The organism is Marinimicrobium alkaliphilum (assembly GCF_003259155.1).
In the GTDB taxonomy this organism is placed as follows: Bacteria; Pseudomonadota; Gammaproteobacteria; order Pseudomonadales; family Cellvibrionaceae; genus Marinimicrobium_A; species Marinimicrobium_A alkaliphilum.
Window position 1 is genome coordinate 90468 of record NZ_QGMQ01000005.1, and the last position, 22745, is coordinate 113212.

The 22745-nt window shown below is 60.2% G+C and carries 19 protein-coding genes; 3 read left to right on the forward strand and 16 right to left on the reverse strand.

The window, feature by feature from the left end; all coding sequences use genetic code 11:
• Positions 1-109: 109 nt before the first annotated feature.
• The 3 genes from DKW72_RS09620 to DKW72_RS09630 form a co-directional block, all read right to left on the reverse strand.
• Complete coding sequence (locus DKW72_RS09620) at positions 110-925, reverse strand: 3-keto-disaccharide hydrolase (protein ID WP_111642146.1); 816 nt, start codon at positions 923-925, stop codon at positions 110-112.
• A gap of 44 nt (positions 926-969) precedes the next feature.
• Entirely contained in the window at positions 970-4416 is a 3447-nt protein-coding gene (locus tag DKW72_RS09625) for a HEAT repeat domain-containing protein (protein ID WP_198411298.1), read from the reverse strand.
• Between the two features lie 240 nt (positions 4417-4656).
• Positions 4657-5634: an MASE1 domain-containing protein gene (locus DKW72_RS09630; RefSeq protein ID WP_232522376.1), complete on the reverse strand. Its 978-nt coding sequence runs from the start codon at positions 5632-5634 to the stop codon at positions 4657-4659.
• Positions 5635-5679: 45 nt separating this feature from the next.
• On the opposite strand from DKW72_RS09630, the gene DKW72_RS09635 reads away from it, so the two are divergent.
• Complete coding sequence (locus DKW72_RS09635; protein ID WP_111642149.1) at positions 5680-6966, forward strand: alkaline phosphatase; 1287 nt, start codon at positions 5680-5682, stop codon at positions 6964-6966.
• On the opposite strand, the gene DKW72_RS09640 is transcribed toward DKW72_RS09635, so the two are convergent.
• From DKW72_RS09640 to arfB, 3 genes are all read right to left on the reverse strand, one after another.
• Positions 6963-7970: a serine hydrolase domain-containing protein gene (locus DKW72_RS09640; RefSeq protein WP_111642150.1), complete on the reverse strand. Its 1008-nt coding sequence runs from the start codon at positions 7968-7970 to the stop codon at positions 6963-6965. The genes DKW72_RS09635 and DKW72_RS09640 overlap by 4 nt on opposite strands.
• A gap of 51 nt (positions 7971-8021) precedes the next feature.
• Positions 8022-10040, reverse strand: a complete 2019-nt coding sequence (locus tag DKW72_RS09645) for an alpha/beta hydrolase family protein (RefSeq protein ID WP_157960451.1) — start codon at positions 10038-10040, stop codon at positions 8022-8024.
• Between the two features lie 172 nt (positions 10041-10212).
• Positions 10213-10629 carry an alternative ribosome rescue aminoacyl-tRNA hydrolase ArfB gene (arfB, locus tag DKW72_RS09650; protein ID WP_111642152.1) on the reverse strand — a complete coding sequence of 139 codons (417 nt, stop codon included), beginning with the start codon at positions 10627-10629 and terminating at the stop codon, positions 10213-10215.
• 114 nt (positions 10630-10743) lie between these two features.
• On the opposite strand from arfB, the gene DKW72_RS09655 reads away from it, so the two are divergent.
• Entirely contained in the window at positions 10744-12672 is a 1929-nt protein-coding gene (locus DKW72_RS09655; RefSeq protein ID WP_111642153.1) for a CASTOR/POLLUX-related putative ion channel, read from the forward strand.
• Positions 12673-12690: 18 nt separating this feature from the next.
• On the opposite strand, the gene DKW72_RS09660 is transcribed toward DKW72_RS09655, so the two are convergent.
• The 8 genes from DKW72_RS09660 to DKW72_RS09695 all read right to left on the reverse strand — a co-directional run bounded on the left by DKW72_RS09660 (position 12691) and on the right by DKW72_RS09695 (position 19856).
• Positions 12691-13182: a TspO/MBR family protein gene (locus tag DKW72_RS09660; RefSeq protein ID WP_111642154.1), complete on the reverse strand. Its 492-nt coding sequence runs from the start codon at positions 13180-13182 to the stop codon at positions 12691-12693.
• Positions 13179-14270, reverse strand: coding sequence for an ABC transporter substrate-binding protein (locus DKW72_RS09665; protein ID WP_157960452.1), 1092 nt, complete (start codon positions 14268-14270; stop codon positions 13179-13181). The genes DKW72_RS09660 and DKW72_RS09665 overlap by 4 nt, the downstream gene beginning before the upstream one ends.
• A 4-nt stretch (positions 14271-14274) precedes the next feature.
• A complete protein-coding gene (locus tag DKW72_RS09670) occupies positions 14275-15525 on the reverse strand; it encodes a porin family protein (RefSeq protein WP_111642156.1) in 1251 nt (416 codons plus the stop codon).
• 8 nt (positions 15526-15533) lie between these two features.
• On the reverse strand, positions 15534-17621 hold the full coding sequence (locus DKW72_RS09675; protein ID WP_111642157.1) for a BCCT family transporter: 2088 nt from the start codon (positions 17619-17621) through the stop codon (positions 15534-15536).
• A gap of 211 nt (positions 17622-17832) precedes the next feature.
• On the reverse strand, positions 17833-18132 hold the full coding sequence (locus DKW72_RS09680) for a hypothetical protein (protein ID WP_111642158.1): 300 nt from the start codon (positions 18130-18132) through the stop codon (positions 17833-17835).
• A 91-nt stretch (positions 18133-18223) separates the two neighbouring features.
• Positions 18224-18595 carry a hypothetical protein gene (locus DKW72_RS09685; protein ID WP_111642159.1) on the reverse strand — a complete coding sequence of 124 codons (372 nt, stop codon included), beginning with the start codon at positions 18593-18595 and terminating at the stop codon, positions 18224-18226.
• A gap of 69 nt (positions 18596-18664) precedes the next feature.
• Positions 18665-19312 carry a hypothetical protein gene (locus DKW72_RS09690; protein WP_111642160.1) on the reverse strand — a complete coding sequence of 216 codons (648 nt, stop codon included), beginning with the start codon at positions 19310-19312 and terminating at the stop codon, positions 18665-18667.
• A 64-nt stretch (positions 19313-19376) separates the two neighbouring features.
• Positions 19377-19856: a YbhB/YbcL family Raf kinase inhibitor-like protein gene (locus DKW72_RS09695; RefSeq protein WP_111642161.1), complete on the reverse strand. Its 480-nt coding sequence runs from the start codon at positions 19854-19856 to the stop codon at positions 19377-19379.
• 204 nt (positions 19857-20060) lie between these two features.
• Here DKW72_RS09695 and DKW72_RS09700 point away from each other — a divergent pair, with 204 nt between their 5' ends.
• A complete protein-coding gene (locus DKW72_RS09700) occupies positions 20061-21395 on the forward strand; it encodes a Gfo/Idh/MocA family protein (protein WP_111642162.1) in 1335 nt (444 codons plus the stop codon).
• 23 nt (positions 21396-21418) lie between these two features.
• Here DKW72_RS09700 and DKW72_RS09705 read toward each other — a convergent pair whose 3' ends face one another.
• Both DKW72_RS09705 and DKW72_RS09710 read right to left on the reverse strand, forming a co-directional pair.
• Positions 21419-21976 (reverse strand): glutathione S-transferase family protein, encoded by a 558-nt coding sequence (locus DKW72_RS09705; RefSeq protein ID WP_111642163.1) that lies wholly within the window; start codon positions 21974-21976, stop codon positions 21419-21421.
• Between the two features lie 53 nt (positions 21977-22029).
• Positions 22030-22710, reverse strand: a complete 681-nt coding sequence (locus tag DKW72_RS09710; RefSeq protein ID WP_111642164.1) for an SIR2 family NAD-dependent protein deacylase — start codon at positions 22708-22710, stop codon at positions 22030-22032.
• Positions 22711-22745: the final 35 nt, after the last annotated feature.

Genomic DNA, 22745 nt, shown 5'->3' on the forward strand with positions numbered 1-22745 from the left:
AAGATTCGGCGCGTTTAACCACCCATGGTAGGCGTGTGGAGCGAGGGTCACTATCGTACAAATGTAGGACAAGCCCGCCAGAGCGGCGGGCTTTTGAAGAGAAACGCGATTAACAGCTCTCGGCGTTATGACGGACGAAGTGGTCTTTGTAGTTGTCCGATTCCGGATTCATGCAACCCTCGAGGTTGAGTATCCGCACCGCGCGAATATCGGTGGGATGACTTTCCGCCTGTAGCGAAATATAGCCACCGCCCATCAAGCTGCCGTCCTCGGTAAGCATGGGGTGGGTATACTCCATGACTTTCTCACCGTTGACGAAGTGCTGAATACGCTCACTGCCATGGACGATGATTTTGGCCGTCGCCCACTGATCACCGTGCAGGGTGGGACCACCGGATTCAATGCAATGCTCCGGGCGAAATACACCATCCATAATCACGCTGGAACCGGGCGTACACAGGTTGCCGGTGGAGCGTTCGTTGTCCCCGTCGCCCCCGAGGATCTGGTATTCGATACTGTCCGGAAACGCCTGATCCCGGGTCATGGTCTCTGGGGCCTGAGCGTGAAACAGGATGCCGTTGTTGCGATAGGCCCAATCATGGCCCTCGGCCACCTGCTCCCCTACAAAGCGGTATTCCACTTCGAGCTTGTAATAAGAGAAAGGCTCTTTATAGAAAATATGCCCAAAGTGATTGTCGAAGGTTTCATACTCGTCGTAGCGGACTTTCAGTATGCCGTCCTCCACACGAAAGGTATTGCGTGCGTTGACGCCCACGTCGTAACCCGTGAACTTTACGGTCCAAGCGTCGATATCCTTGCCGTTGAACAGATCCACCCAGTCACTGTGGTGATCAGCGGAGGCATTCAGGGCCGCGGCGGCGAATGCGCCGATGGCGGCAAAGCCCAATTGTTTGCGGTAGTTCATCGTGTGACTCCTGTTATTAGTTATCGATCATTGGGGTGTGCCCATCAGTGCATTCCCGAGTCCCAGTTTTCTTCGCTCAGGCTCGAGAGGTACTCCACCAGATTGCGCAGATCTTCACGGGATAGCACCCGATCCATGGCCGGCATACCCGACGGCGAATAGCTCGCCTCGGCGATGTCGGCGCGCGCCACCGTGCGGCTCTCGCCCTGCACTAGCACGGTGACGGTAGAGCCCGTTTCGGCTTCAAAAAATCCTTCCACGCGTTCACCGTCGGTCGTAGTCAGCGCGATGTTGCCGTACCCCGCGGCTATGCGCGCGTGAGGGTCGACCATGGCTTCAAGCAACTGCTCGCGGCTCAGGCGGTCGGCGACGTAGGTCAGCTCCGGGCCCACGTGACTGCCCCGCTCTCCGACCACATGACAGCGCACGCACTGAGCCGCAGGGTTGAAGCGATAGGTGTAACGCCCCGCTCCCCAATTGCCGCCGTAAAGAGACTCACGAAACAGGTCGAGCTTATCGTTCTCGTCCTTGCTCGCTTGATAACGAACCAACAGCTCGTTGACATTGTCATCGTCCACTGCCTCGGCCGCCAACACCAGATCCAGCTGTACGTCGGGAATGATTTCGCCCGCGATCAACAATCTCAAGCGCTCGCGCAACAAGGCGTGGGCCGGCTCGGCATCGATCGTGGCCAGGGATGCCAGCGCGGTCTGCTGTTCAGCCACGCTGGCATTCTCGATCACCAGCGCGTGCATCGCGACCACATCCTCTACCGGCACGTCCAGGTTGGGCACCATGGCCAAGGCCCGGGAGCGCACGGCCTGGCTTTGATCGTTGAGCGCGCGAAACACCGCGTCGCGCATGTCCCCGTGACCGAGACTGACCAGGGCATCCAGAGCCGCCACACGCACGGCCTCCGCCGGGTCGTGGTCGAGCAACTGGTCAATCGCGGGCAGAGCGCCCTCAAATCCCAGTCCACTCAGGGCGTTGACCACGGCGGTGCGCACCGGGTGATCGGGGTCCTGCAGCAGGGTTTGGTAGTGAGCCCCCAGACTGTCCTGAGCATCGGCAAGGTCATTGCTGACCGCGCCCCGCTGCCAGCCGCTGACCCGGTCGTAAATAGATGTTTCGGGCCAGGTCGCCAGCGCGTTGAGCGCCTCACCGCGCAGCGCCGCATCAATGCGGGCGTTGCGGGCGGTGCGCACCAGCCGCTCGGCATCCTCGCGGGTGCCGCTGTAAACGGCGGCGTTGATGGCCCTGCGTAGCAGCGCCTCGTTAGTGAAACGGTCCTGATCCAGCATGGCCGCCAGCGCCGGCACGGCGGCTTCGATCAACAGATCGTCGTTAATGCCCCGGGCGGCGTTGGTCACGACAAACTCGTCGTCATCGTCCAGGAAACGGGCAATGGCGGGGTCACCCAGGCGCCTGAGCGCCACCACCGCCGCAATGCGCAGGGCGCGCGAGTCGTGCTCGGCCAGCGCTGCGATGCGCTCTACGGCACCGATGCGCTCGAGTGCAATGGCGCCACCGTGACGCAAATAGACGTCTTCATCATCATTGTGTTCAAGCATCGCCAGCACCGCCTCCAGGCCGGCTTCATCACCGATCCGGCCCAGAGCCTCAACGGCAAAAAAGCGCACTCGGGCGTTGTCGTCGAGCGCACGCTCGCTCAGGGCGGGCAGCGCCGGGGCATAGCGCACGTCGCCCAACAGGCGGGCGGCCTGGGCGCGGATTTCAGGGTCTTCGTCGGTCAGAAAAGCCTCAAAAACAGCGGCCTGCGACTGGTCCGCCCGCGCCAGTTGCCCGAGACCCCAAAGGCCGTGGATGCGCGCCAACTGGTCGGCGTGGGTCTGGGCGACCTGCAGCAGGGTATCGCCCGCACGGCGCTCCACCAGTTCAAACTGGGCCTTGCTGCGCACGCGCATGTCCGGGTGGGCTAATAGCTCGGCCAGCTCACCGACAGTGTTGGGATCAAAGTCTGCGGCCAATAGTTGCTGGGTTTCCCGGCGCAGGGCATCGGCATCCAGCTCGATGTCGAGCTTCCAGACCCGACCGCGCTGGTTGCGGTGCCAGCCGTCGATCCAATCGGCGAAGTAGAGCGCCCCGTCTGGACCAAAGTCCATACCGGTCACCTGAATACCGCGCATGACATTGCGGTCCGAGGCCAGCGCGAAGGACGCCCCTCTGGGCTCCAGAGTAAAGGCGTTAATGCCCGAGCGGGTCGGCGTGCCGACAAACTCGGCGACGAAAAAGTGGTTGCGCCATTCCTCCCCCAGCGCCGTGCCCGGGTTGAAGGTCATGCCTGCCGGGCCGCTGTGGTAGGCGGCTATCGGCGGCAACAAATGCGCCGCTTGACCATCGAAGGCGGTCTTGTAGTAGCCCTCTTCCATCAATACCTTGTAGGTGTTGTTTTTGGGATCGGTGTATTTGCCGAACTGCCAGTTGATGCGCCAGCCGGTATCGGAACCATCCACCAGGTACACCACGCGCTCGTGCTCTTCTTCATGATCGCCGTCATTGTCGACACTGATCAGGTTGCCGTACTGATCGAAGGTGAATTCGTGCGTGTTGCGCAGACCAGCCGCAAAGATTTCGAAGTTGCTGCCGTCAGGCTCGCTCCGGGCAATCACCCCTTCATTGGGGTAGTAGTGATTATTCCCCTGATCGTCGACGATATTGGCGCCGATGTCGCCGATCCCGTAATAGATGCGGCCATCAGGGCCCAAGGTGGTGCCGGACATGCCGTGGCCACTGAAGCCGATATGGACACCGAAGCCGTGACTCAGGGATTCCTTGGTATCGGCCTTGCCATCGCCGGTGGTGTCCTTGACCCGCCAGTGATCCGGGGCCACGGACAGATGCAGCTCATCGCGCTGGTTATGGTAGAAAATGCCGCCGAGAACATCGGTGATTTCATTGTCGAAAGCCCGGATAAACACGCTGGACCGGTCCGCCAGACCATCACCATGGGTGTCTTCTATCAGCAGAACTTCTTCCTGCACCACGGCAAGATCACGCCAGTCACGCACGCCGTCCTCATTGCGATCGGGCAGCCAGGGGTTGTCATCACTGCGCTCCGGCGCCAACGCCGCACGCAGGAAGTCGCGCCGATCTTCGACGGACTCAAAGCCCTGGGAAGCATCCATCCATTCGGAACGCCCACGGATATCGAACTCGGAATTGTTGCTGCGGTGGGTAATGGCCGCCCACAGCCGCCCCTGGTAATCGATATTGATGGCGACCGGGTCTTTCAACAGCTGTTCAGAGGCCCACAGGGAAATTTCCAGACCCTCGGCCGGAGCCAGGTTGGCTTGTTGGCGAATACGGTCGGCGGTGCGCCGGGCCTCTTCGGCGCTCAGTGTTTTGACCTCGGCGTCAAAATCGAGCTCGGTGCGCGGCTGAGCGTCTGGCGTCTCGGACGCCTCTCGAGGCTTGTCGCTGCAGGCCGTCAAGAGCAGAGCGGCCAACAAGGGTAAAAGTGGTGACAACATCGAGGACCGCCACTGGCGTCCCAAATCATGGCGTGCAGGCATGGTGGATAATTCCGGTTATCGCTTATTGGAAGTCGCGCGCGTCGCGCGCCGCTCGCATTATCGGACGATTGTGCCACAACCCCGAGGCAAAATAGTCCTTTAGACTATCAACAAATGTAAATTAAACTTATTTATCTGATAATTCAATCAGGCCAAGTTTGAGGGACTTTTCATCGCAATTCAAGAGGGCGTGCGTTGTTATCGGTCAGCCAGCGGGATTGGACTCGGGTGCTGGCTACTGGCAATGACGTGAGCCATCAAGCCAAAAGCGGCGAGGTGAGCACCCACACCCCAGATAGGCATCGCCAGCTCCGGGAAGCCGTGGTTGACCCCCAGCGCAGCAGCAGCCAACAATGCCAGCGCCGTTGCCGCCCCGGTTTCACGCAGGAACACGGCCGCCCACAGCAGAGCGGGCAAGGCGCCGTAGAAAAGCGCCTGCACCGGGCTGCCAGCGCTCAACTGATACGCGACAATCAGGCCACTGGGTACCATCAGCGCCAGCAGTACCCAAAAGGCATCCCGCCGCCGGCTATGGAAACGCGGGGCTCCGTGAACCAGCCAGTGATTAATCAGCGGCACCACCACCAAAATGCCCAGTACCACACTCAACCACCAGTTGTGCACAATCACCGGCACGTCGGGCGCCTCGATGACGCCGCGCAACCACAGCCAGCCGGTAGCCACCAGGGCGCCACACAGGGGGACCAGCAACAGACAGATCAGGGCAAAACAGGCGGTACCGCGCAAATCAAACACCAGTGGTCGGCGCATCGCCGCGCCCTGCAGCAGACGCGCCGCAACGGCCATTTCGGTGACCGCCACCAGTGCCATCACGGCCTGATTGAGCAGGCCGACACTGCCCATGGCCACGGCAACCATGATGTGTACCGGCAGCAGCACCGGCAGTAACCAGTAACCCCAGATCAACACCGCCGCCAGGCCTACGCCGCTCGCCAGCCAGATGGTGCTGACACTGAGCGAAACGTTGGCGAGCGCCAGGCTGACGGCCACCGAAAGGCCGTAGAGCAGCCCCGCCATCACCGCAATCGCGGTGTAAGAGGCGCGCCGGGTCCATTCTGGCCACTGCAGAGCGTCCATAGCGTGTAAGGACGTGTACGGGACACGCCCTTTGGGGATGGCTGTATTCATGATGCTTTTAAAGGTACCCTGTTCCACAAACAAGAGCAATCTCGTGCCAATTGGCCTCAGGGAGAATAACAAATGCGTCGTCTTCGATTGACCCTTGCCGCACTTGCGCTGGTTGCCGGCCCCAGTTTTGCCGAAGCGCCCAACATCATCGTGATGATCGGCGACGGTATGGGTCCGGCCCACCTGACCGCCTACCGCCACTATCAGCATCAGGGACCCGCCTACGAGGCACCGCCCACCATTCTGGATCGCCTGGTGGTAGGCATGTCGAGCACACAACCCCACGACGATACGGTGGTCACCGATTCGGGCGCCAGTGCCACAGCACTGGCCACCGGTCACAAGACCTGCAACCAGGCTATCGCCGTGGACTGCGACGGTGAACCCTTACGAACCCTGTTCCACGCCGCCAAGGCCCGGGGCATGCTGACCGGCGTCGTGGCAACCTCGCAGGTGTACCACGCCACGCCAGCCTCGTTCTTTGCCCACCACCGCTCACGCCATGCCTACGGTGCAATCGCCGACCACCTGATGGACAACACCATGAGCGATGCCCTGCCCGTCGATGTGATTTTCGGCGGCGGCAAGCGCAACATGGTCCGCGAGGATCGCAATCTGGTGGAAGCGCTGCAAGCCGAGGGATACACCTATGCCGACAACCTGGTAGCGCTGGAGGCCTTGTCCCGGGCCCCGGCCCTGGCCTTGCTGGCTGACTCCGGCCTGCCCCACGCCCTGGACAACCCGGAAGCACGCGTACTGGCACGTATGACCGAAAGGGCCCTGGCGCTCGTCGACGGTCATGAACAGGGCTTTGTGATGATGATCGAAGGCAGTCAGATCGACTGGTGCAGCCACGCCAACGACATCGCCTGCACCCTGGCGGAAATGCACGACTTTGCCGAGGCGGCGCGGGTGGCCAAGGCCTTCATCCGCAACAACCCCAATACGCTGCTGGTGATTACCGGCGACCATGAAACCGGCGGTCTGTCAGTGGGCGCCAACAACGAGTACCAATGGCTGCCGGACGTGATCCGGAACGTGAAGCATTCGGCAGGCGTACTCAGCCGGCTGCTGCGCGAGAGCGAGACCTGGGAGCAGACCTGGCTGGACAATACCGGCCTGACCCTGGAAGACGAGGAGAAGGCCGCCCTGTATCGCGCCCGCGCCGCGGGCCAGGACCCCCTGGCCGATGCCATCAAGGACCTGATCAACCGCCGCTCCCACACCGGCTGGACCAGCGGCGGGCACACCGCCGTGGATGTGCCCATTCTGGCCTACGGCGCACACCGGGAGCGCTTCGCGGGCTTTGTGGATAATGCCGAGATCGGTCGGCGCCTGATCGAATTGCTGGAGAACTAATCGGCGCGCAGCGCCGGAATCACATGGCTGGCTAGCAGGCCATGGATCTGGCGCAGATAGCGCGAACCCGGTGACGGCGGCTCGGGATCGGCGGTGAATACGGCGGTCACCCCCAGATCCGGCAACACATACAACACCTGGCCGCCAAAGCCACGGCCGTAGTAGGCCCGCTCTCCTGCCAACTCCAGCGCAAACCACCCATAACCATAGGGGTCGCCGGTAAAGGCCGAACGGCCCCTGCCCTGCCAGGATTCTGCCACCCAGTCGGCGGACAACACCTGACGCTCGCCGTGACGGCCTTGCCGGCGGACCATTTCCCCAAAAACCAGCAATGCCCGGGGCGAGAGCCGCATGTCGTTGCCGCCAAAGTAGATGCCTTGCGGGTCTTGGGGCCAGGCGGGGATCGCGATATTCAGTGGCTCGCCCAGCCACTCCCGCGCCAGCGCCAGGGTGCTTTTGCCGCTGGCCTCGGTCAGGACCGCCGACAACAGGTGGGTGCTGCCGGAGGAATAGAGCATGCGTCCGCCCGGCTCATCCACAAAGGGCCGGGTCAAAATGTGCTCCACCCAGTTGTCACTGACCACCCAGCGCCCGTAGTTGCGGCCGGAGGTACGCTCCAATCCGGCCTGGAGCGACAACAGGTGTCCGACGGTGATCTGTTCGACGCCCTCGGTGGCATTGTCCGGCACCCGGTCACCCAACAGGTCCACCACGGGTTGATCGACACTGTCGATCAGCCCCCGATCAATGGCCGCCCCCACCAGGGCCGCCAACACCGTTTTAGACAACGATTTGATATTGACGGGATCGCTTAACCCCGGCCCCCTGAATACGCGCTCGAACACCGGCTCCCCCTGATGGGCGATAATCACCGAGCGCAGGCGCGTCAGCTGTTCGGCATCAGCCGAGAAGGCGTCTTGCCAGGGGGTTTCTTCGGCCTGAGCCGGAAACGGCAGTACACACAGAAACAACACCAGATAACGTCGAATAACAAAGGGCGTCATCAAAACACTCCAACAGGCTGGGGGGCCGATAGGCGTAGATAGGCAGCGCTCTTAAGGATCTTCCGCGTCGATCTGCCGCTCGGGTCCAATTTGGACATCCAAAAATGCCAGCGTACTCCGCAAAACACCCATACGCCTGGATCTACTCGACAGTTGATGTTCCGATTCACCCACCCCGTCTACGCTGACCTTCACCTCGTGCTCTGACCATTGCGTTCTCAGCGCTTCGGTGGCCTTTGCCGCTTCGTCAAACGTTTTGTAGTAAAGCAACAGCACATCGGCGTCTACCGCGCCTCCCAAGGTGACCGGAGACTGTTGAAGCAAATGCTCGTCGCCCGCGTCGGCAGCACCGGTCAGAGCCATCAACCGTTGTACCCGGGCGCTGTCCTCCCCATACAAGTCCGCCTGACGTTCAAGGTAAGCCTGCAGGTCCCCAAACCCGTTGACCGAGACCACACATTGATAGACGCCGGACGTAAAGGCGGCTCCCGCCAAGGCGAGGTACCCGCCCAGGTCCAGCCCCATAATGCAGACCCGCTCGCGATCAATCATGCCCGCCTCAGACAAATACGCAACGCCCTGCGCCAGATCGGTTTGAACTTTTTGCCCCCACTGGCCCTTTCCCGCGTCGTAGAGCGCCGCGCCGAAACCGGCGGTCCCGCGATACTGGGGCTGCAACACCATATAGCCCCGTGCCGCCAGCGTTTGCCGGTAGGGATCGTAGGCCAAAGCATTGTGGCGATCGAGCGACCCATGCGGCAACACAACCAACGGCAAGCTCTCCGGGTTAGCGGCGTGAGCTCTCGGGACCGTCAGCAGCGCGGGAATCATGAGTCCTTCCTCTCCCGGGTATTCGATGGCAACCACCGGGTGGATGTCGTCGCCCCCCAATGCCGGGCGCGCCTGGGCCAGACGCTGTAGGGGCTCGCCCGGTTCAGACAGGTAAAAGTCGCCCGCCGTTTCCGGGCCGGACACCTCAACCAACACCTGGTCACCGCTGTCAGACCATCCTCTGACATTCACATGGTGGCCATCGAAGGCCTCAACAATTGCGGCAACCCGGCGATTGATGTCGGCCTCAAAAATCGCGTAAGACGGCGCAAACCCCGCGTAGATAAGCCCCTGAACAACCCGATTGATATCCGTAATTGTCCGGCTGATACTCCGATCCGGCTGGGCATGGTTTAGTGCCGACCACTCTCCATTAGCCAGCGACAGGGCCATGGGTTGGCGTTGCCCGCTTTCAGCATCGACCACCAACGCGAGGAGCTGTTCGTGGCCGGGCATGACGCCCTGAGTGCCCCGAAAAGACCCCAAGTCCTCACTCTCGTATACCGTTCGCCAACGGTCGCCTTCGGGCACTGAAATGCGGTGTGATGAACGCCGGTAACCCACATCCTCACGAGCCAGCACCTGTGCCTCGGAATCGAGGAAATACTGACGAGTCACTAAGCGCCCCTGAGCCGCGATCCGCGATCCACGACTCCCGCGATCCTCGCCGATATCAAACGCCAGTAGCGCCATCTGGTTTCTACGCCAGTTGTTGATCTGACCAATCCTGGCTTCTAGAAACACCTGCTCGCCATCGGAAGAGACCCCCGCAATACTGTTTTGCATCGTCGGCAAGGGCAATATTCGATTCGATCCGGAGGTGCGCTCCCCCGACACCAAAAGCTGCTCAACCTCACCCGAGGCAACCGACAACGAGTAGACGCTGCTGAAGGGTAGCTCGCCTCGAAATCGGCGCAGCCGTTTATATTCATAGGCAGAAAATAACAGTTGGTCATCTCCCGTAAAACGCAGGCGCGACACCTCAATCGCACTGACATCGGCGCCGGACACCACCGCCTGGCGGGTCAGTGAGTACACCAGTATCAGGTCCTGATCTTCATCCACCCGCCGAAATGCGATCAGCTCGCCGCTGGGGGAGATTTGCATCAGAGAGGTCGCTGGGGTGTCGGCGTATTGGCGCACCAAAGCGTCAAGATCGTCTGCGCTGGCGGCGAGGGGAAGTACTAACAAGACAGCCAGCAACACGCAGGCCGCGCCCTGGATCGTGGAGAAAGCCATAAACAGGTCCCTTTTCGGGCTCGATCGCTGACAACACTCGAGCATCCAGCTCGCGAGCCCTGGCGTTATTAAAATGGGCAGGCACCGCAAGGGCGCCAACAGGGGATCGGTTTAATTGTATGACATATCGAGGGCCGATGCCAGGAACCGCGACTGGCCCTATTGATTCGGGTCAGTCGAGGTCCACTTTGCCGCGCGCGGACTTGATGGAGCCACGCTTTTTCTTGCCTTCCAGGCGGCGGCGCTTGGCGCCCAGGGTCGGGCGGGTGGGGATACGTTTTTTGGGTGTGATGCCGGCGCTGCGTACCAGCGCGATGAACTGCTCCAGGGCGCGCTCACGGTTGGTGAGCTGGCTGCGGGTTTCCTGGCATTTGATGACGATTTTGCCACCGGGGGTGATCCGGTGGTCGCTGCGTTTGAGCAACCGCTGTTTATAGGCCTCCGGCAGACTGGAGGCCCGAATATCAAAAATCAGCTGCGCCGCCGTGGAGACTTTGTTGACATTCTGCCCCCCGGCGCCGCCGGAACGAATAAACTGCCATTCCAACTCCTGTTCAGGAATACTGGCACGTGCTGAAATATGAATCATAATAGGAGCAAGCCTCTACCTGGCCGCCGGGCGAACATCGACCCGCGGTAAGGACCATTTAAACACTCAGCCACCGGCGACGTAAACGCTCGGTCCGGAATCTTCAGGAATCACATGCCAGGAAACCTCTTTAACCGCTTGCGCTATCTGCTGGAACGTTTTTTCACCCGGGGGCCTCATTATCAGTTGCTGTTGATGGTCGCATTCATCGGCTTGATCTCGGCCACTGGCGGTCTTCTGTTGCGCGTTTTCGACGCCGAACAGACGTTGCTGGACAGTATCTGGTGGGCGTTTCTGCGCCTGACCGACCCCGGCTACCTGGGTGACGATGAGGGTTTTGGCCCACGCGTGATCTCCACCTTCCTCACCGTCAGTGGCTATGTGCTGTTTATGGGCTCACTGATCGCGATCATGACCCAGTGGCTGTTCTCCCAGATGCGCCTGCTCGAGCGCGGTCTCACCCCCGTCAGTCTCAAACATCATATCGTCATATTGGGTTGGACCAACCGGACCCAGACCATTGCCCGTGAGCTGTGGCTCGCGGAAGGCCGGGTCAAACGCCTGCTGCGCCGACTGGGGGCACGCGAACAACTCAACCTGGTGATTCTTGCCGAAGAACTCGACAGCACTCACCACGAGCTGCTGCGCACAGACACCGGTTTACGCCAACACCGTCGGCACACCATTTTACGATCCGGATCGGCCCTCAACCATGACCACCTGCACCGTGCCGCCTGTCTGGACGCGGCCGCCGTGATTGTTCCGGGCCACAGCTTTTCCCAAACCAATCACGTTTCATCCGACATTGAAACCATCAAAACACTGCTGTCGCTCGACGCCGAAGCCAAACGCCTGGGCAAACGTCATCCGTTTGTGGTGGCCGAATTGCAGGAACCCCAACACGTTGCCATCGCGCAACGCGCTTATCAGGGGCCCGTTGAAGTGGTACCCGGCGATGCTTTTATCAGTCGGCTGATGGTGCAGACCCTTCGCCATCCCGGGCTGTCGGGCGTGTATGCGGAGCTGCTCAGTCACGACATCGGCCAGAGTTTCTACATCTTTCGGGATGTCGCGTTTGACGGTATGACCGCCGAACAACTGCGCGCTGAACTGCAAGAGGGCATTTTTTGTGGCGTGGTGCGCGGTCGCGGCAATGATCCGCAAGCCATACTCAACCCCGAACCCGGCTTTCGCATGGAGAACGATGATGCACTGGTCATGCTCGCCGCCAGCTACGATCAAGCCGCCCAGCGCAGCCCGACCGGCAAACCGGCGGCACCCACCGCGCCGGGGCGCAGGATCAGCCCCGGCGCTTCGCAACACAAACGCTTGCTGGTATTGGGCTGGAGCCGCAAGATACCCACGCTGCTCGCCGAGCTGTCCACCTACGCGGTCGATCGCTATGAGGTGACTGTCGTTTCGACACGGTCGATTGCCGAGCGCGTCCAATACCTCGAGGATTCGTCCTGTAGCTGGCCGGGCGTAACCTGCGAACACCTGCAAGCGGATGTTACCAACGCGCACCAGTTGGAACAGATTGATCTCGCCCCCTTCGACAGCATCATGCTGATGAGCAGCGAACGACTGGGCTCGGGTGAAGAGGCCGATGCGCGTTCAATGGTCGCTTATCTGTTGCTTGAGCAGCGCCTGCGCAATGACCCGGCGCAGAAACAGTTGCTGATCGAACTTTCCGATCCGAACAACGAGCGGCTTATGGGACAACGCCTGGGTGAAGTGATCATCGGCCCTTTGCTGCTGAGCCACATACTGGCGCAGGTGGCGCTGCGCCGGGAATTGCGCCCGGTGGTCGATGAGCTGTTTACGGCCGGCGGTCCGGAATTGACTTATCGTCGCCTGGACGAGTATGGGCTCTCGCCAGGCACGTTCAACTTTGAGCAATTGCAGTTGGCCGCTGCCGCCTGTGGCGAAACGGCGCTCGGCATTCTGGCGCAAGAGAAAACCCACCTCAACCCCGCTCGCGCGACGAGACTGACGCTCAGCGAGACCGACGCGATCATCAGCATCGTCACGCTCAACGAATAGCGGCAGCGCGCCCCCGGTTTAGCCCAACACCCCGGGGTTCCGCTGCCAGATGGCCCAGGTGAGCGCGCAGGCAAAACTCACCCAGGCCAGGTAGGGCAACAACAAGAGTCCGGCAACCGGCTTGATCCGCGCAAACGCGCTCGTCGTTGCAACCAGCAACAACCACAACAGCAGGATTTCAATAAAGGCGCCGAAACCCCATTGCCAGACGAAGAACAGCCAGGTCCAGAGGGCATTGAAGCCCAGCTGAAGCACAAACAGGCCCAGCGCCAGGGGCGCACCGGAAAAGCCTTTTTCGCGCCACACCATCCAGGCGGCAAACGCCATCATGATATAGAGCAGGGTCCAAACCGGCCCGAACAGCCAGGGCGGTGGTGCCCAACCGGGGCGGTTCAGGTCGAGGTAGAAACTGCCGGCGTCCACCGAGGCACCACCGCCCACGGCCGCGGCAAAAAAAACCAGTGCCAGCCAGCCGAAGAACCCCGCCCAGGCGCGCGCGACCGGACTCATCGCGGCATCCGCCGAGGCACCTGTACCGGGCGCTCCAGCCAACGCTCAAAGCGGCGTTCAATCCGGTCCAGGTTCTCTGACCACCAATGGGCATCGAGCTCTATGGCGCTGCGCATATTGGCTTCGGCGGTGGGCAACTGGGCGCGCATACTCTCGTTGACGAGGGGCAGAGATGAGCGCCGAGAGGGCCCGTAGGGAATCAGGTTGGCCTGGCGGGCGAGGCTTTCCGTGGAGGTCGCATGGTGCAGGAAGTCCAGCGCCCGCTCGGTATTGCGGCCATTTTTGGGCAACGCCCAGACATCGAAAAACCAGACCTGGTGATCCCACAAGATTTCCAGTGGCTCACCCCGCTCGACGGCATCGGGCACGCGCCCGGAGTAGACAGCGGACATACTCACCTCACCGGTTTCGAGCAGGCGGATGGCGTCTTCGCCGGTGCGCCACCACTCGACGTAAGGCTTGAGCCGGGTCAGGACCGCAAAGGCGCGATCGAGTCCCTCGTCAGTGTCCAACACCTCATAGACCCGCTCCCGGGGGACCCCGTCGGCGACCAGAGCCCACTCCAGGTTGCCCTGGGGTGAGCGACGCAGGCCGCGCCGGCCGGGAAATTTTGACACGTCAAAAAAATCCTTTATCGATTCGGGCGTGCGCTCGAGCATCTCGGTGTTGTAGGTCACCACCGTCGAACCCACCACGTTGCCCACACCACAGCGCATCAAACCGGCGCTGAGAAAGTCTTCGGTCGCCGGTGTGCCATCGGGGGCGGGCGGCAACTGCTCGGCATCAATCTCTTCGAGCAGTCCTTCGTTGCAGGCGCGAATGGCATCGAACAACTCCAGATCAACCACGTCCCACTGGACATTCCAGGCACGCACCTGGCGGCGGATCTCATCAATACCGCCGCTGTACTGAATGACGTTGACACGAACCCCGGTTTGATCCTCATAGGGGCGGATAAACCCGAGAATCTGACTGCGCACATAAGCGCCATCCCAGGACACTACATTGAGCTGCTCCTGCGCCCAGGCGCCGCCGGCAGCCGTACAGGCCAACGCCGTCAGCAACAGTTTTTTCATCAGGTTCTGCATAGTGTCACCAATAAAAACCGATATTGACATTCAAACGGCTGTGCCAGCGATCTTCGCCGCCGCCAGCCAGGGAGCCATTGCCAAAATAGGCCATGTTGTTGGCATAGATATGATCCACATAGGTAAAGATTGCCCCACTGCCTATGGCACAACCCGTGGTATTGATACGCGAGTCAAGCGCACCCTCGGTGCTTTTGGTCATGTGCGAATAGTCGTTGTAACAGGTAATTTGATCGATTCGCTCCCAAGGTGAATCAAAATTGTACGCGACGTTGGCGACAATCACATCCGCCTGGCTGTCGATGGCGTAGGCGCCGGCAAAAGCACCCAGGGTAATAGTGTCCTCGGACACGCCCTCGGGGTTGCGGGGCGTATAGTCATAGGTCAGGCCCTGTAGCTGAAAACTCCAGCGTCCACAGCGCGTATCGACATGAGCCGCCGCCGCCCAGTGATCGCCGCTGCGATCGGTGGCGCTGTTGTACAGTTGCGCCACCTGGGCGGACCCGCCCAGCTCGGTCTCACAGCCGCTGCCCCGCCCAAAGTTGTAGGCCACCCGCGCATTGAACTGATTGACCTGCTCGTTGTACTGGTCATCATCGGGCACAACCGCAGGGTCAAACGAGTAGCGGTTGAGGTTGCCCGGATCGTTCAGCTCTTCGTTTTTGTAAAATGCCAGATGCAGGGACCAGGGGCCGTCCTCGCGCTGGTACTTGATGCCCATATCGTAATCGTCGGCAAAGCCCAGATAGTAAGGCACACCAAACCAGGCATTGTGCGCGGCATAGGGCAGGAGCCCAAAAGGCACCTGGTTGACACCAAACTGCACCAGACTACCGTCCTCAAATTCATACCCCAACCAGCCGTGTTTAAGGGTGTGCATGTAGGAGTAGAACCGGTATTCGGCGGAGATGATGATACCGTCAACCTCACCATCCACATTGAGTCGAAACACGTCAAAGCCGCTCTCGCCGTATTTCGACTCGGACGCGTTGACAAAATCCCGGTGGATGAAGTTATACCGCAATGCACCACCGATACGGACGTCCGGCTCATGAGCGGCAACGGCCTGATCCGCGACCCGCTCACTGCCCGCCACGGCGGCCTGTAACATGTCGTCGGTCTGGGCCTCCAACTCGATCACCCGTTCGCGCAACTGCTCCAGCTCGGTGGACTGCGCAACCTCTTGAGCCGACAACCCCGGCACCACGGCAAGTGCCGCCAACGCCAGCGCTACCCGATTGCCGTTATGCTTCATGCTGCCCCCTACTGTTTCGCGTCTGCGTCCGGATTATTCTCCAGCACATCCTCAGTCGGATCGTCCTGCAACATTTCGTCGTGCTCCTCCATGTTCCAGGGCAGGCTGCCGGGCGATACACTCAGGAAGTTCAGATACTTCTCAAACGAATCGAGAATGTCGCTGATGATATCCTGCTCTTCAAAACCATAGATGTCGTAGGACTGGCCACCCAGGCGCAAGAACACTTCGGCTTTGTAGTAGAGCCGATCGCTGTCGGACTTGTGATCGATTTCCGGAAACGCAAACTCCGGCAGTTTGCGCTCGACCAAACGGATTTCGTATACGAAGTCGATCTGATCGTTGCGTTTGACCTCGAGGTAGACCCTCGAATGCCCCTCATCGACCATGACACTGGCGTCCCAATTCTGACGCTCCAGCTCTTCCTGCACCCGCTGCATCGCGGAGTGCACCGTCGTCGCCATAAAGTTTTCTATTTCTTCCCGTTCAGGGAAGCGCATCAACCCCGCCAGGCGTCGACGCCAGACGCTGGCACCCCCGGTGATCGACGAGCGACTGGATTGCAGATCCTGTCTCAGACTGCGGTCATGATGACCCTCGATCACCAACGCCCGCCACAGCCCCAGTGCAGCAATCATCATGATGATAGAGAACGGCAGGGCGCTGGCGATGGTCATGGTCTGGAGCGCGCTCAGGCCCCCGGCCAGAAGCAGTACCGAAGCCACCAGCCCTTCCGCTGAAGCCCAGAACACCCGCTGCCAGGCCGGGGTATTCATGGAGCCACCCGAGGCCAGAGAGTCAATCACCAATGAGCCCGAATCCGACGAGGTGACGAAAAAGGTAATGATCAGAATCACGGTGATAAACGACACAATGGCCGAGAGTGGCAACACTTCGTACAAGCGGAATAGCGCAATCGCATGATCGGCTTGGACCTCACCGATCAAGGCGGTGTAACCCTCGTTCATGATGAGGTGCAGGGCGGTATCCCCAAAAATGGAGAACCACAGGAAAGTGAACAGAGAGGGTACCAACATGACCCCAACCACAAACTCCCGAATGGTGCGCCCGCGGCTGATTTTTGCAATAAACAAGCCGACAAAGGGCGCCCAGGCAATGGTCCAACCAAAGATGAACAGGGTCCAGTTACCAATCCAGTCGGAGCGTGAATAGGCTTGCAGATCAAAGGTGCGCTCAACGATATTGTTCAGGTAACTGCCGGTGTTCTGCAGAAAGCTTTCGAGGATATGAATGGTCGGGCCGACAATGAATACAAAGCTCATCAGCAACACAGCGAGCACCATGTTGACGATCGACAGGCGCTTGACCCCCTTGTCCAGGCCGGCCACCACCGAGATGATTGCCAGCCCGGTAATCGCGGCGATGGAAATGATCTGAACGGTGACGTTCACCGGTATGCTCGGCCACAGGTAGTGCATGCCCGCATTGATTTGTGCCACCGATAGCCCGAGGGTCGTCGCGATACCAAACATGGTCCCCAAAATCGCAAAGACATCCACCGTATGGCCAATAGGACCATAGATACGATCGCCAATCAGCGGATAGAGTGCCGAGCGGATCGACAAGGGCAAACCGTGACGAAAGGCGAAATAGGCCAACACCAGGCCGACCAGACCGTAAATGGCCCAGATGTGGAAACCCCAGTGGAAGAAGGCAATCTGCATCGCCTGCTTGGCGGAATCGACCGTCTGCGCCGCGCCATCGGGCGGCGCCGCATAGTGCAGCACCGGCTCGGCGACACCGAAAAACAGCAGCGCAATACCGTAACCCGCCGAGAACAGCATCGCGAACCAGGTGGGAAAGCTGTACTGGGCGTCGGCGTGATCCGGGCCGAGCTTGATATGGCCCCACTTGGTAAGCGCCACTGACACGATAAACACCAGAAAGAAGGCAACCGCGAGCATATAGAACCAGCCGAAGGTCTGGGTGATATACGCCAGGACCCGGGCGAAGGCCTGACCGGCCAGCTCCGGGTTACTGATGGTGCCCACCACCAACAGGAAGATGACGATGACCGCCGGTAAAAAGACCGGCAACAGAATCGTGGACTGCCAACGACTTTTGGCTTGAGTCATGAGGTAAATCCTTATTGTTACTGCGAAAAGCGGTAAGTGGGAACCGCTACTGAGGTCTTATAAACCTAGGCGCAAAGCGCCGATATCGCAACCCGGGAGAGGCACATTCGCGCATTCGCCAGACCTGCAGCGGTATCCCGGTCAGTCGGGTGTTGAGGGCGACCCGGGGAGGCAGTATCGCTGCCCACCGGGTCATTGGAGGTGCGGGGGCTTAGAACAAAAGCCGGAAAAGGAGAGCAACAACCAGGACGGCCAACGCGGCCGTGATCGCTCGGGAGTGATACCAACGCAGCGCGTTTTGGGCCGCACGGCCCTGATTTTTGAGTTTGCGGCGCACTTTGGCCACCCGCAGCCCCGCGGGTATAACGGTGTTCGGCCGCATAATGCACAGCATGCCGTACACCATCAGCCCGATACCGATAAAAAAGCCCAGGTACCCGCCACCAAAACCGACAATTACACCACTGACAATCAACAGCAGGCCCGTTACGTTCGCTTCCGTTTTATCCATTACTATCTGCCTTATTACTTATAAAATCGGAGAAAAGGTATAAAGATCGGGCCTATTATAGGGCTTGCGATGCGTTCGTAAACAGGCCTGATCACAGCCCCACGTAAATCAGTAGCGCGCCAAGCACGATCCAGAGAACGCCGATGGCTTTTTTCGCCAGAAGCGGCCAGCCCAGCACCTGATCCATCAATCTGGCGAAACGCTCCTGCCCCATCAGGGCCACACCGGTGCCTGCCACGATGGCGAGAACCCCCAAAAGTTGAAACAGGCCCGGAATGCGCGACTCGGAAGCGGCCAGCAGCAATACCAACCCCAGAAACACCCGGGAACCAACAGCGGCATAAAACAAGGCCGCCGTATCGGAGTACTCATCGATAAACGCGAAAGTGGGTCCAGGCTTGATCAGCAGCGCGATCCCCAGCAGAAGAATGATAACGCCCAGAATAATGACCAGTGTACTCATAACGCAGCTCCATCCATCGATTAACCCGTGTCGCTATAACCATAGCAGGTGCACACCCGACCCGTACCCTCAGATACTGCGCCTAGCCGGCGGTGTTACCGAAATGTATTCGTCACCGGTAGGCGTGTAATTCTCCAGGCGATAATGCCCCTGCGCGACATCCCGTGACACCAGCCAGGCCAGACCGGGCCGCCGGATGCTGACCGCATAGTCAGTCCGCTCGCCTCCGGACTCGGTATAGCCCCTGAGCTCCGTGGGCCGATCAAAATAAACCAGTATCAAACTCGAGGCATCGGGTCCCGAGAGGCCTGTCGGCCCCAGAAAGTCACCTGAGCGAGGCGCATAGGCCATGGTTGCAACGCGCACGAGCCTTGTGTTGGCTGGTGTGACCACCAGGTTTTCAGTGTAGGGTGAACGCAGAAGAGGCGTTGCGTAATCGGCGATCCGGCGGGTAAAAAAGTCGCCATCGATGGTAATGCGCCGATTGAGCTTGATCACATTCCGGTATTGAGGCTCCGTGGTGACGGCCCCGTAGATTGCGCCGGGAATCAAGGGTAACTCGACCCAGGCTGCGTTTGGCAGATCCGGGCGCAGAACATAGTTGCCGTCGTCGTCAACCAAACGTAGGCTCAGGGTAATATCCTCTGAGAGCGGCGCCGGGGTGGTGGCGCAGGCTGTCAGCACCGACAGCATAAAGCCCAGAACAAGGCGATTCATACAAGATCCTTTTTTGTTATGGCGACTCTGGGAGGCAGCGTTCCCGCCGCCACCTTTCGCTATATTAGCGACGCTCGTAAGTCCCGAGCAAGCGGTTCATACCCAGGATATGAGGCTCTGCCTGTGCCAGAAAGTCCCACAACGTCAGGCCCGCGTCAAAGGTTTTGTCCGAATCCAGGGCCAGCACCCAGAAATAGTAGTGGTGCACCCCGTGGCCTTCGGGGGGCATGGGACCGCTGTAAGCCTGAGTCCCGGTATCGTTTGTGCCCGCCGTGTGCTTGTCGCTGCCTTCGGCTAACTCACTGACCGACGCGGGGATATTGTAGAGCACCCAGTGCACATAACCGTAGGTGCCATTGGCCGACACCAGCGGGGCGTCCGGGTCGTGGCAGACGATCGCGAAAGCTTTGGTGCCGTCGGGCGGGTTGCGCCAGCTCAGCGCAGGCGAGATATCGTCTGCCTCCTGGGTGTGGCGCTTGGGAATGGCACCGCCATTGTCAAAAGCGGCGCTGGTCAGGGTCATGGTCGAGGGCGCAAAGGGCATGGCAAGCTCCTGGTTGGTCAGTGATCGCTATTGCCCAGTTTAGAACAGCCTGAACCCTTTGCCAGAGCCCTAACCCCCGCCCAGGTACTCAATGCACTCCAGCAGCCGGTCATAACAGGGCAAGGCGGTTTGTTGTCGATCATAAGCCGTTCTATGATAAGAACAATGCCCTGACCACAATATCCAGACTCAGGAGCGGCAGCAATGACGAACGACACGATCAATCAACACCGGCGCCATTTTCTGAAGACGGCCTCCGCCACCGGGTTGAGCCTGAGCCTGGCATCTCATTGTCCCCTCCTGAGCGCCGCCGCTTCTAACACGCGCTCGCCCAACGACACCGTGCGCGTTGCAATTTTGGGCGTCAACGGTTTTGGCGCCCGTCTGGCGCGGGTATTTGCCGCGGCTCCCCATGCCCAGGTGGGCTGGATCTGCGATGTCGACCAGGACGTCCTCGGCGGTGTCGTCGACCAGGTTCAGGAGATCCAGGGACGGTCGCCACAAACCGAAACCGATTTCCGACGACTGCTGGAAGAACCCTCTCTTGATGCACTGGTCATCGCCACCCCCAACCACTGGCACGTCCCCGCATCGCTTATGGGTCTGCAGGCTGGCAAACATATATATGTTGAAAAACCCGCCAGCCACAGCGCTTACGAAGCCATACTGCTGGCCCAGGCTCAGAAAAAGTACCGCCGACTGGTGCAAATGGGCAACCAGCAGCGCTCTCATCCGCCCACTATTGAAGCCATCGGGCGTCTACGCGAGGGGCTGATCGGCCGGGTCTATCAAGCCCGTGCCTGGTACGCCAATACCCGGGGCACCATCGGTCAGGGCACGCGTGCGCCCGTCCCCGCCAATCTGGACTACGCCCTCTGGCAGGGGCCGGCGCCTCACATGCCGTATCAAGACAATATTATCCATTACAACTGGCACTGGTTTCGCCAATGGGGCAACGGTGAAATCGGCAATAACGGTGTGCACGAAATCGATGTTGCCCGCTGGGCGCTGGGCGTGGACTTTCCAAGCAGAGTCACCTCCACGGGAGGCCGCTATCACTTCGATGATGACTGGGAATTTACCGATACCCAGGATGCCGGTTTTACCTTTGGCGACGAAAAATCGTTGGTGTGGCAGGGTCGCAGCTGCAACGGCTTTCCGCTGGGCGACCGGACTCGGGGGGTCAGTGTGCACGGCACCGATGGCACTCTGTTAATGGATCGGGCTGGCTACGAGGTCTATGATCTGGACAACCGACGCGTAGAAAGTAATATCCCGGCGACTCCAGAGGCGCCACTGAACGACAACACGGGGCGCCACGTTCGCAACTTTATCGCCGCCATCCGCACCGGTGAGGCGCTCAACTCCCCTATCGCTGATACCCACAAGAGCGCCCTGCTGGCGCATCTGGGCAATATAGCTCAGCAAACCAGCGGTGCCCTCGATACTGATCCCGGAAGCGGGGAGATCCGCGCGAATGAGCGCGCCGCTGCGCTATGGAAGCGGGCCTACGCTGAAGGCTGGGAGCCCCGGATTTGAGATTGGCGATACAGACGCCGTGGCTAGGCATGCGGCGCCGTCTCCGCGAAGGGTGTGTAAGTCCTTATAGTGCTCAGAAATTGGTGCAGTTGAGGGTAGGCGGCCAAATCCACCAGTTCTCGAAAGCACATCCAGTCTAGGACGCAGCCCACCCGCAGGTGCAGATCGTTGTAGGGCGACTGCTCAGGCCAGGAAAGCGCTTCGAGGGTCTGAAGGCAGGTATCGATACGGGCGCGCTGGCGCTTCAGGTAGCGGATGTCGTCCCACGCCAGGCCATCTTTCCTGAGATTGAACAGCACCACCCAGGCGTCCATCAGGGTATCAGCCATCAAATAGCGGTCAAAATCCTCGATCATCGGCAAAAACGATTGTCCAGCCCGTTCGCGCAGATGGCGCACAATAGCTGTGGAGTCTGTCAATGTCAGCTCGCCATCGATCAGAAACGGCAACTTCTGGGTGGGCGAGCGGGCTTCGCTGACACTGCCATCTGCCAGCACGAACTCGCACTTCAGGCCCGTTTCCAGCAATACCGTGCGGCAGTGACGCACGAAAGGAGAGGTATAACTTCCGTAGAGTTGCATGACGAGCTCCTGGCGTCGATCCGAAAACGGCATTGTACCCCAGCCGGGCGCCGCTAGCAGACCAGGCGCTTGACCCACAGCGGCACGCCAATACTGGCGGGCTCCCGCAGGATTTCCGCCCCGCCAATATGGGTCGGGGCACTGGGGTCGATCACGGTTACCGGCACGCCAGGCGTCACCAGATCCACCAACCCCGCGGCGGGGTAGACCTGCAAGGAGGTGCCCACGACGAGCACCCGATCCGCTGTGGGCATCAGGGCAGCGGCCTCGTCAATCAGGGGCACAAGCTCACCAAACCAGACCACATGGGGCCGCAACTGGGTACCATCATCGCCCAGGTCACCCAGCGCAATGGCCTCGTAGCCGATGGGGTAGAGTCGCTCGGGATCGGCCACGCTGCGGGCTTTGGTCAGTTCTCCATGCAGGTGCAGCACCCGACTGGAGCCGGCCCGCTCGTGCAGGTCATCGATATTCTGGGTGATGATCGTGACCCGAAAGTGGCGTTCAAGATCGGCCAGGGCCCGATGCCCCGCATTGGGCTCGGCCCTGTGCAGCTGCTCGCGCCGGGCGTTGTAGAAGTTCAGCACCCGTTCGGGGTTGCGGGCGAAGGCCTGGGGCGTGGCAACATCATCAATTGAGTGGCGCTCCCACAGGCCATCCGCATCGCGAAAGGTTGCCAGACCACTTTCGGCGCTGATACCGGCCCCGGACAGAACGATAAGATGGTCAAGCATTCAGACTCCTCCTGTTTTACTCTGAGTATAGATCG

Excerpts from the sequence above, each read along its gene's own strand:
- arfB (WP_111642152.1), bottom strand. The coding sequence starts at position 10,629 with ATGATTCATATTTCAGCACGTGCCAGTATTCCTGAACAGGAGTTGGAA.
- DKW72_RS09620 (WP_111642146.1), bottom strand. The coding sequence starts at position 925 with ATGAACTACCGCAAACAATTGGGCTTTGCCGCCATCGGCGCATTCGCC.
- DKW72_RS09640 (WP_111642150.1), bottom strand. The coding sequence starts at position 7,970 with ATGACGCCCTTTGTTATTCGACGTTATCTGGTGTTGTTTCTGTGTGTA.
- DKW72_RS09665 (WP_157960452.1), bottom strand. The coding sequence starts at position 14,270 with ATGCAGAACCTGATGAAAAAACTGTTGCTGACGGCGTTGGCCTGTACG.
- DKW72_RS09675 (WP_111642157.1), bottom strand. The coding sequence starts at position 17,621 with ATGACTCAAGCCAAAAGTCGTTGGCAGTCCACGATTCTGTTGCCGGTC.
- DKW72_RS09670 (WP_111642156.1), bottom strand. The coding sequence starts at position 15,525 with ATGAAGCATAACGGCAATCGGGTAGCGCTGGCGTTGGCGGCACTTGCC.
- DKW72_RS09635 (WP_111642149.1), top strand. The coding sequence starts at position 5,680 with ATGCGTCGTCTTCGATTGACCCTTGCCGCACTTGCGCTGGTTGCCGGC.
- DKW72_RS09695 (WP_111642161.1), bottom strand. The coding sequence starts at position 19,856 with ATGCCCTTTGCGCCCTCGACCATGACCCTGACCAGCGCCGCTTTTGAC.
- DKW72_RS09705 (WP_111642163.1), bottom strand. The coding sequence starts at position 21,976 with ATGCAACTCTACGGAAGTTATACCTCTCCTTTCGTGCGTCACTGCCGC.
- DKW72_RS09680 (WP_111642158.1), bottom strand. The coding sequence starts at position 18,132 with ATGGATAAAACGGAAGCGAACGTAACGGGCCTGCTGTTGATTGTCAGT.
- DKW72_RS09700 (WP_111642162.1), top strand. The coding sequence starts at position 20,061 with ATGACGAACGACACGATCAATCAACACCGGCGCCATTTTCTGAAGACG.
- DKW72_RS09685 (WP_111642159.1), bottom strand. The coding sequence starts at position 18,595 with ATGAGTACACTGGTCATTATTCTGGGCGTTATCATTCTTCTGCTGGGG.
- DKW72_RS09690 (WP_111642160.1), bottom strand. The coding sequence starts at position 19,312 with ATGAATCGCCTTGTTCTGGGCTTTATGCTGTCGGTGCTGACAGCCTGC.
- DKW72_RS09710 (WP_111642164.1), bottom strand. The coding sequence starts at position 22,710 with ATGCTTGACCATCTTATCGTTCTGTCCGGGGCCGGTATCAGCGCCGAA.
- DKW72_RS09660 (WP_111642154.1), bottom strand. The coding sequence starts at position 13,182 with ATGAGTCCGGTCGCGCGCGCCTGGGCGGGGTTCTTCGGCTGGCTGGCA.
- DKW72_RS09625 (WP_198411298.1), bottom strand. The coding sequence starts at position 4,416 with ATGTTGTCACCACTTTTACCCTTGTTGGCCGCTCTGCTCTTGACGGCC.
- DKW72_RS09655 (WP_111642153.1), top strand. The coding sequence starts at position 10,744 with ATGCCAGGAAACCTCTTTAACCGCTTGCGCTATCTGCTGGAACGTTTT.
- DKW72_RS09645 (WP_157960451.1), bottom strand. The coding sequence starts at position 10,040 with ATGGCTTTCTCCACGATCCAGGGCGCGGCCTGCGTGTTGCTGGCTGTC.